Genomic DNA, 8698 nt, shown 5'->3' on the forward strand with positions numbered 1-8698 from the left:
CGATGATCACCGGTGTGTGAAGACCAACGATCGGGCGGTGGCCGCGGGGGACAGCGTAGAACCTGCCTGATGGCAGGCGGTGTCCGAGGACCTGGTGGCGCGGATCACGGGAGGATGCAGCCGGTCGAACCCCGGCGTCGGGCAGGGAAGTTGCTGCTCGGACTGATGGCGGACCTGCCCCGGAAGAACTGCTGGACCATCGCTGTCCAACCTCGCTGCTCGCGCCGTCGGCCGTACCCTCCTCTCATGGGGTGGATCTCGATTGAGCGTGTGCGGGAGCCGCAGACGTGTTACTGCGGGGTGCCGGTCGAACAGACCGGCCGGTGGTTCACGCGCCGCTACTGCTCATCAAAGCACCGGCGGCGGGGCCGGGTAGTCGGCACGATTGCGGCGGTCGTCGCCCTTCTGGCGTGACGGGACCTCGCCCGCCCGGGTAGTGGTGCGTGGTGCGTATGAGCAGCAGCGGGTCGAAGTCGTGGAGTTCGAGTTCGGCGGGGCGCCAGGGATCCGGCGAGAGTGCGACGACGGGCGTCAGCCCGCGCGCGGGCGGTGAGGTGGTCGGGGTGGCAGGCCCACGTGCAGAGGGCGCCCTCAGAGCTAGTCTTTGAACCCCCTGCGACGCCGCACGTCGAGGCCACGCGCCCCCACCCTCGAACCGGCTCCGCACGGCTCGGGCGGGAGGTACCCCCTGACCGTCTGCTGCACCCGCTTCGCGCGGACGACTGGGGTTCAAAGACAGGCTTTCAGACGCCTCGCGCTCGCTTTCGCGTGCGGCGCGCCTCGCGCATTCCTTCGCCGGCTTCACGCGCCCGGTTCATCATCCAGTCTCGAAACCGCCACCACGCCAGCACGACAGGGGTGACGACCAGAGAGAACAGGCATGCCTCTCCCCAAGTAGCCGGGTTCCGCGGCCGGAAGTGCAAGTAGGCCACGCCGACCGCATAGAGCACGACAAACAGCAAGAGGTACTTCACGGGCTTCGGAAGGCTCATAGACCCTCAACTGCCCGCGTTCCGCCTGCACATGAGTAAGGGGCCCCGCAGTCGGCTGCGCCGCGGTGGCCGTTGACCCCGGAGGCAGCGCCGGCGAGGTGGCGCGGCACGTACCGCATCGCGTCGGCGGACATCGGGGCGATGGTGCAGCCCACCCCCAGGCCCGTCAGCAGCGGGGCTGGCACGAACGCGAACCAGGCGGCGCCCGGCGCGGCAATGCAGGCGAGGGCGATGATCCCGGTGGCGTAGGGGTGAGCCCGGCGAGCAGGACGTACTTGCCGCAGACGCGGTCGGCAAGGCGTCCGGCGAAGGGGCCCGCCGTCATCGACACCACGGGCGACGGCGCTACGCGGAGCTGGTCCGGCCGCTGATCCCCATGAAGGCCAACCCGGGCGTCACACACGACACCATCCGCCGCGCACGTAACTGGATCGCGGACGGGGAGCGGCGCAAGACGGAACGGGCCCGCGCCGCGGCGACCGCCCGCCGGCCCCGAACTGGCTCAACGAGCAGGGCGTGGTCAGAGGCGGGGTGAGGCCTGGCTGATGTGGAGGCCCTGTCGTCTCGTGCCGACGGGCCGGACGCAGTGCTGCGAACTAGCGAGAACCCGGGGTGATCACGTACCGCGGTGGAAGGCGGGCAACCGCCCACTAGCGGCGGCCGCGGCTGACGATGCCTGGCCCATGACGGACGGAAGAGGCCGGGCCGAGGAGAACCTGTACGTGGCCGCCGACACCCCAACGCCGTTCTGGCCCACGGGCGCGATCGTGCTCGTCGTCACCACGCTGATCTGGCTCGATGGCGGCTGATCGCCGAGCGACGTCATCGTCGCGCGTCAGCTTGCGCGCGGGCGCGTTCGATGTCGGGGACGTGGTGCTCGGCCCATTCCCGGACGGCACGCAGCGGCATCAGCAGTGACCGGCCGAGGTCGGTGAGGGCGTACTCGACGTGCGGGGGATTTACCGGGATTTCCGTGCGGGAGATCAGACCGTCGTACTCCATCGCGCGAAGCGTCTCGATGAGTGCCTTTGGTGTGATGCCCCGTACGTGTGCCTTGAGTTGGGTGAATCGCATCGGGCCGGCGTCCAGCGCGTTGACGATGAACACGGTCCAGCGCGCCCCGATCCGGTGCAGGACGGTGCGACTGGGGCAGGTTGCGGCCATGACGTTGTAGGCCTTGCCCATGTATGCCTCCCGGTAGCGTTGTAGATACCGGTATAGATTCTATACCGTCCGCGCTGTGACTCTCTCCGATCGCGTGACCGATCCTCTGTTGGCTCCGCACCGCCGTTTCGTCGCGGCCATCGTCATCGACTCGATCGGCACCGGCGTCTTCGTCCCCCTGTCGATGCTGTATTTCCTGGCCACCACTTCCCTGACACTGGTGCAGGTGGGCGCAGCGCTGACGACCGGCGGGCTGCTGGCGCTCCCGGCGGGCCCGCTGGTCGGTGGACTGGTCGACCGGTACGGCGCCAAGCCGGTCCTGCAGGCGGCGAACCTGGCCCAGGCGCTCGGCTTCGCCGGGTACCTCATCGCCGGCCAGGCCTGGCAGATCGCCCTCTGCGCCTGGTTGAACAGCGCCGGCCGGGCGGTGTTCTTCGGCTGCTACGGGGTGACCGTCACGGCGCTGGCCGAGCCAGGCCAACGCGAGCGCTGGTTCGGCCTGCTGGGGTCGGTACGCAACCTTGGCTATGCGCTCGGCGGGCTCCTCTCCGCCGTTGCCGTCACCATCGGCACGCAGGGCGGCTACGCCTCGATCGTGGTCGTCAACGCCCTGTCCTACATCGCGGCATTCGCCCTGCTGCAGGCCGTGCCGAATGCCCGCCGCAAGCCCGGCCAGGACGCTGTTGGAGGCTGGCCGCGTGTACTGCGGGACCGTAGATACCTGTCGCTCGTCGCACATCAACTGTGCTTCGCCGTCTCGTTGTTCGCCCTCAACATCGCGATACCGGTCTACGCCGTGAACGTACTGGGACTGCCAGGCTGGACAGCCGGAGCGGTCTTCACGCTCAACACCCTGATGATCGGATTCGGCCAGGGCGTCGTGGTCAGGTGGCTCAGCGGGCAGATCCGCAGCCGCGTCCTCGTAGCCGGCCACGCCTGCTTTGCGGCCGGCTACCTCGTGTTCCTCGCTGCCGACGGGATGGCTGCGCCAACCCTCGCGATCGCCGTCGTGTTGCTCGGCACCGGTAGCTATACCTTCGGCGAGATCCTCGGCGGCCCTGTCACGGCGACCGTTGCCGCGGAGAGCGCCCCAGACGCGCTCCGCGGCCGGTACTTGGCCCTCAACCAACTCGCCGTCACGGTCGCAGGAACGATCGCCCCGGTCGCGCTCTCCGGGTTGCTGTCCACCGGGGCAGCCGCGATCTGGCTGACCCTGGTTGGCGTCAGCATCCTCGGAGCCACGTTCGCCACCGCAATCGGAAGGGCCGTGCCAGCGGCGCAGAACCGCATCGGGGGTGTCTGACGAGCTTGTGCATGGGCGGCGTCTGGGCACGGCAACGGGGCACGCGGGGCGTTGCTCACCCTGCTGCGGCAGAGTGCGTATCAGTGATCAGTGACGACCAGGACTTCCACCGCGTACTGCTTGCTCTTGCCGGAGAGGTAGCGGCCGCGGCCGTCGGTGCCCTGGGCGGGTAGATGAGCGCGGATCTCGGTGGTCGTCGATGACGCCGCTCTGTCCGCTGCCACCGAGATGGTCGACAACATCAGCAAGCGTGCGCAGCCGGATGGCCGCCTCGACCACGCAGCCGCGCTGGGCCGGCAAGGGGCGTATTTCGCAGATCGCGCGGGTGGGTGGAGCGGTTCACCCCGAAGCAGCAGGCCATTACGGCGTGCGTGACCCGTGACGGCGGTGGAAGAGCGTGGCGAGCAGCCGGTCGACGAGGACCAGCTTGTAGACGAGTTTAACGATCACGTTCCTGGCCAGACCAGTGATCCGTGGGCCATGGACGATCACCGCACGGGCAACGCTTCCACGGAACAGTGGCTGGTGGCTGGTGGCTCGTAGTTGGTGGCTGGTGGCCCGGGCCGCGGGGCCGACAGGGTCACAGCGGCGGCGGCCAGGGCTGCCGCCGTGAGGACAGTGCCCCTCAGCCATGGCAATCAGACGCTGACTCCTGTGAGATCACCCGACCGTCAAAGATCTCTCTCCCCGACCGCTAGGACAGGGGCGCGCATGCCCCGGCGGGCGCAGGCGTGAACGGGGCCAGCAGGTCATGGTCCATGAACGAGGCGTGGTCGGCCTGCCACCGCTGTGTGATCCGGGTGGCCGTGGCCGGGGAGAGCCCGGCCGAGCTGCCCAGGAACTTCTCCACGGCGGGCACGGAGTCCCCTGAGGGCAGGCCGTGCAGATAGAGCAACGGCAGCACCTCACCGATCTTCGGCGACTTGCGGCACCACGGCGGCAGGATCGCCGAAGAGAACCGTCTGCCCTCGCCCGTCTCCTCATCGACGCGCGTGTCATTCACCCGCGGCGCCTTCACCTCGACCGTGCCGGCTGCCGTCGTCACCTTGCGCGGCCGGTGATAGCCGTTGCGCACGACCAGACGGTGACCCCTCCCGTCTCGCTGATCGGGCAACTCGGCTATAGACGCGGGGACTTCCGCCTCTAACGCGGCGGCCGGCATCCGCCGTGCACCCTCACGGACGATCGCGTCGATCAGGGACGATCCGTCGGCGTGGCGCCCTCGGCGTTCACTACGCTGAGCACGGGCGTACCTTCCTGACCCGCGCGGCAACGCCGGCCTACTCGATACCAGTCATTCGATCACTCGGGAAGGCACGGCCTCCGCGTGTGCCCTCCCGAGTCGATCCGCAGGCAATGTGCATTGCTCGACTGATGACCGTGGCCCGCTTCCGTAGCCGCGCTCTCGGCGGAGACTCGGGTCAGCTTCCGTGACCGCCTTGATGCTGATCGGATCGTGGCGCCGGTCGATCCGTCTCAGGCGTCGAAGGCCGTGGCCCTGGACTGCTTCTCCCAGGCGACGACGTCCTCCCGGACCTGGTCGGCGTGGGCAAGGACGGCGCTCACCCCGTCGTCGCCGAGCGGCAGCCGCAGTGGGGTATTCTCCGCCTCCAGCGCGGCCAGGATGACCGCCGCCGCCTTGCTCGGGTCGCCGGGCTGTGAGCCGCCCCCGCCGGCCACGGCCGCGCGGGTCCCCTCCACCTTGGGGTACAGCCCGCTGTCCGTGCTGATCCCGGCCCGGCCCGTCTCGAACAGCGAGGTTCGAAACGCGCCCGGCTCCACGATCAGCACTTTGATGCCGAACTCCCGCACCTCGTCCGCAAGCGCCTCGGACATGCCCTCCAGGGCGAACTTGGTCCCGCTGTACGCGCCGAAGCCGGCGAAGGACATCTGCCCGCCCATGCTGCTCATCTGCACGATCGCGCCCGAGTGCCGCTCCCGCATGTGCGGCAGCACCGCCCGCACCAGGGCCGCAGGGCCGAAGAAATGCAGGTCGAAAAGTTCGCGCAACTCCTCATCCGTCGTCTCCTCGACAGCGCCGACGTGCGTGCGACCCGCGTTGTTCACCAGAACGTCGATCCGCCCGTACCGGGCCACGATGTCCCGTACGGCGTCCTCGATCGCGGCCGCGTCGGTGACGTCCAGGCGCAGCGCCTCCACTTGGTCGGGATGCGCGGCCACCAGATCGTCCAGCGCCTCCGGACGCCGGGCCGCGCCGACCACCACATCGCCGGCGGCGACGGCCGCCTGCGTGATCACCCGCCCGAATCCGCTGCTCGCACCCGTCACCAGCCATACCTTGTTCACGGCAACTCCCCGTGGCTTGAGTAGGTTTCGTATCTCCTGACGCCCACCAGGCTGCCGCCGAAGGCGTTGCCCGTCCAAGACCCTCCGTGATAACCAACGGTTATGACCATGGACGTCCACGCCCGAGACCTCCGCTACTTCGTCGCCGTCGCCGAGGACCTGCACTTCACGCGTGCCGCCGAGCGGCTGTACGTGTCGCAGCCCGCCCTGAGCAAACAGATTCGGGCGCTGGAGCTGCAGTTGGGTGCGGAGCTGTTCCGTCGTGACCGGCACGGGGTGGCCCTGACGGCCGTGGGCGAGGCCCTGTTACCGCATGCGCGGAAGGTGCTGGCAGCATGGGAGAAAAGCGCGGCCGCGGTCGAGGCGGTCAAGGCCGAGCAGCGCAGCACGCTCATGGTGGGCATGAGCACCAGTCCGGGCCGGGGCGGCCTGCTCCCGGCCGTCCGCTCCCGATTCAGTGCCACGCATCCGCAGGCCACGGCCCGGCTGCGCCAAGTGAGTTGGGAGGACCCGACGGCCGGCCTGGCCGACGGCAGCGCCGATGTCGCCTTCGTCTGGCTGCCGCTGCCCGACGAGAAACGCTACAACCGGGTGGTGGTCGCCGAGGAACCCCGCCTGGTCGCCCTCCCCGACACGCATCCGCTCGCCACCCGCGCCGAGATCGACTTCGCGGATCTGGTCGACGAACCCTTCCTCGCCCTGCCCCGAAGCGCAGGCACGCTGCGGGACTACTGGTTGGCCCTGGACGCCCGTGCCGGCCGCCCACCCCGCATCGGCGCCCGGATCGCCAGCACTGAGGAGACGTACGAGGCCCTGATCGCGGGCCTGGGCATCTGTCTGGTGGCGGCGGGCAACGCCCCGCTGATCACCCTGGGCGGCGTCACCACCCGCCCGGTGAGGGGTATCAGCGCCAGCCGCTACGCCCTGGCCTGGCGTCGCGAGGACGAACACCGGCCGCTTGTACGGGCGTACGCCGAAGCATGCCGGGCCACGATCAGCAGGTAAGGCAGGCTGCTGCTCCGCGTCGGCAGGGGCGAGGGTCGCCGATGCGGGGTTCGCCCGCATGTCCAGTTCGGCGACCGCGACCGTCTGCATCGTGCGGCGGATGGGGTCGAGGACCGCGTGAGCCTCGGTCGCAAGTATGGCGACAGGGACGCACGGCGGCGTCGGCGCGTGCGACGGCGGCCGCACCCCATGGATGTTCCAACTCCGTTCCCGGCGTAGTGGTGGCGCTGGTGGGAGGAGGCGGGAGGCCGGTCCGGGCGGGCCGTTGTCGCGGGAGCAGACGCACGAGGTGCGAGAGCTTGTATGGCGTAGGCGAGTGCGCCGACGCTGACGCCGGCCGCCCGGCGGGGGAGCGCAGCCCGCCGTGGGGGCGAGTTGAGGCGACGCAGGGCACAGGTTTTCGGGAGATCCGCAACGCGGTGCTGTTGTAGCCATGCCCCCACTCATCAGCCGCGCACCCGCCTGGCCCCGGTCACAGGGCCCCAGGTATGAGCTGGATGCCGAGCAGGTCGGGAGCCGGCCCAGGGGGGCTTACCTCACTACGACGTTGTCTCCGGCCGAAGTCGAGGGCCCGGTGGTGGTGTTGCCGTAGTACACCCAGCGCCACGTGCCTGTCTTGGATGCCTTCACGGTGGTCCTGAGATTGCCCGAGCCGTTCGCGTACACCTTTTTCACCGTGGTGTAAGAGGTGGTTCCGGTGGCCTTGAACTGCAGGCTTACCAGGCGGCCTCCGTAGGAAGCGTACTTCCTCGTCTCCCAGTTGGCCCGCGTGACCTTGCCGGTCACGGTGATGGTTCTGCCCTTGGCCACCGGCTCGGGCGCAGCGTTCACGGTCAGGCGGGAGTTGCGCTTGACGTACACCGTGACGCCCTCGTCATCGGTGTCACCGCCTCCGCCCTGGAAGTACACCTCGGCCGCCACCTTCCAGGCTCCGGCCTCGCTGTTGTGCATGTCCCACTCGCTCGGGTCGAAGTACATCGTCTCGTGGAAGTCGCAGACGCCCGAGCTCACCCTGATGCAGTCGCTCGTGTCGATGGCGTGCCACAGTCGCTCACTCGTATTGCCGCGGTACAGGAACACCGCCGGCCACTTCCACTTCTTGGTGGTGGCCATCCGGAAGGACGTGGGCGCCGCGGCCTCGTTCGACACTCCGATCACGATCGGCTTGCCGCCGTTCACCTGGACACGGGTGAACGAGACCCCGCCCTCGGCCGCCCCGGCCGGCCCCGCGGCCATCGCCGTGAACACCGCCGCCGCGCCACCGGCCACGACAGCTCTCCAAACGTTCTTCCCCACCAGATCCCCGATCTCTGTACCGAAAGGCGCCGAAGGCTCATCCTCCGGCGCCATTCAGACAGCCGGGATTCACGCGGGGTTGTACATCCGTGGATCACGATCGGGCATCAGGCGATCTTCGCCTTCTACGAACACGGCCTGCGGTGTCTGCTCATGGGAGGGCCGATGGCCTGTCAGTACGCGGCGCAGGGTGCGCTCGGAGACGGGCAGCCTGTTCTGGGTCGCCTTCGCCACGATCCCGCGAAGGTCTTGTTGAAGCTCTCCACGCCATGCATCCATACGCGCGGCGCAGCCAGTTCCTTCGTCGCGGCCGACGGGCGGTCCGCACGGCGCGGGCGGCCGCGGGTGAGCGACCGGCGACCAGTAGGAGCCAGGCGCCCGCGGCGAGCACGGTCAGGACCACGGGGGCGCTGAAGCACGGAGATCGCAAGCTCAAGGAAGCCGTCCAAGACGTAAGCCTGCGGCAAGCGCGAGGTGCTCATCCCGGCTCCTGGTGCGCCCTTCGCGCTGTGGGCGACAGCCGCGCAGTTGTTGGGCGTTAGTGAGGCGTTAGCGGTCGGCGACCGGACGTTAGTGGCGCCGGGCAGAGTCGTAGTCGTACCAGGGAAACAGCGACACCGACACCGATTGC

At 69.1% G+C, this 8698-nt stretch carries 8 protein-coding genes and 1 pseudogene; 3 read left to right on the plus strand and 6 right to left on the minus strand.

The genetic code is table 11. The features are described from left to right. Window positions 1-743: 743 nt before the first annotated feature. The gene (locus tag ACIREE_RS40515; RefSeq protein WP_404164284.1) at window positions 744-974 is read right to left on the minus strand and encodes a hypothetical protein; all 231 of its coding nucleotides are present in this window, start codon (window positions 972-974) and stop codon (window positions 744-746) included. A gap of 701 nt (window positions 975-1675) precedes the next feature. On the opposite strand from ACIREE_RS40515, the gene ACIREE_RS40520 reads away from it, so the two are divergent. Next, a complete protein-coding gene (locus ACIREE_RS40520; RefSeq protein WP_404164286.1) occupies window positions 1676-1801 on the plus strand; it encodes a hypothetical protein in 126 nt (41 codons plus the stop codon). 13 nt (window positions 1802-1814) lie between these two features. Here the strand turns inward: ACIREE_RS40520 and ACIREE_RS40525 are convergent, their stop codons facing one another. After that, entirely contained in the window at window positions 1815-2177 is a 363-nt protein-coding gene (locus ACIREE_RS40525; RefSeq protein WP_404164288.1) for a winged helix-turn-helix transcriptional regulator, read from the minus strand. Between the two features lie 55 nt (window positions 2178-2232). Between ACIREE_RS40525 and ACIREE_RS40530 the strand changes: the two genes are divergently transcribed. Next, entirely contained in the window at window positions 2233-3459 is a 1227-nt protein-coding gene (locus ACIREE_RS40530; RefSeq protein ID WP_404164290.1) for an MFS transporter, read from the plus strand. 80 nt (window positions 3460-3539) lie between these two features. On the opposite strand, the gene ACIREE_RS40535 is transcribed toward ACIREE_RS40530, so the two are convergent. The 3 genes and pseudogenes from ACIREE_RS40535 to ACIREE_RS40545 form a co-directional block, all read right to left on the minus strand. Beyond that, a complete protein-coding gene (locus ACIREE_RS40535; protein ID WP_404164292.1) occupies window positions 3540-3701 on the minus strand; it encodes a hypothetical protein in 162 nt (53 codons plus the stop codon). Between the two features lie 503 nt (window positions 3702-4204). Then, a pseudogene (locus ACIREE_RS40540) lies at window positions 4205-4657 on the minus strand (transposase); the annotation flags it as partial. 278 nt (window positions 4658-4935) lie between these two features. After that, entirely contained in the window at window positions 4936-5766 is an 831-nt protein-coding gene (locus tag ACIREE_RS40545; protein WP_404164294.1) for an oxidoreductase, read from the minus strand. 102 nt (window positions 5767-5868) lie between these two features. On the opposite strand from ACIREE_RS40545, the gene ACIREE_RS40550 reads away from it, so the two are divergent. Then, window positions 5869-6771, plus strand: coding sequence for a LysR family transcriptional regulator (locus ACIREE_RS40550; RefSeq protein WP_404164296.1), 903 nt, complete (start codon window positions 5869-5871; stop codon window positions 6769-6771). A gap of 531 nt (window positions 6772-7302) precedes the next feature. Here ACIREE_RS40550 and ACIREE_RS40555 read toward each other — a convergent pair. Then, a complete protein-coding gene (locus ACIREE_RS40555) occupies window positions 7303-8067 on the minus strand; it encodes a hypothetical protein (protein WP_404164298.1) in 765 nt (254 codons plus the stop codon). Between the last annotated feature and the right edge of the window lie 631 nt (window positions 8068-8698).

This window comes from Streptomyces sp. NPDC102467 (assembly GCF_044765445.1).
Taxonomy (GTDB): domain Bacteria; phylum Actinomycetota; class Actinomycetes; order Streptomycetales; family Streptomycetaceae; genus Streptomyces.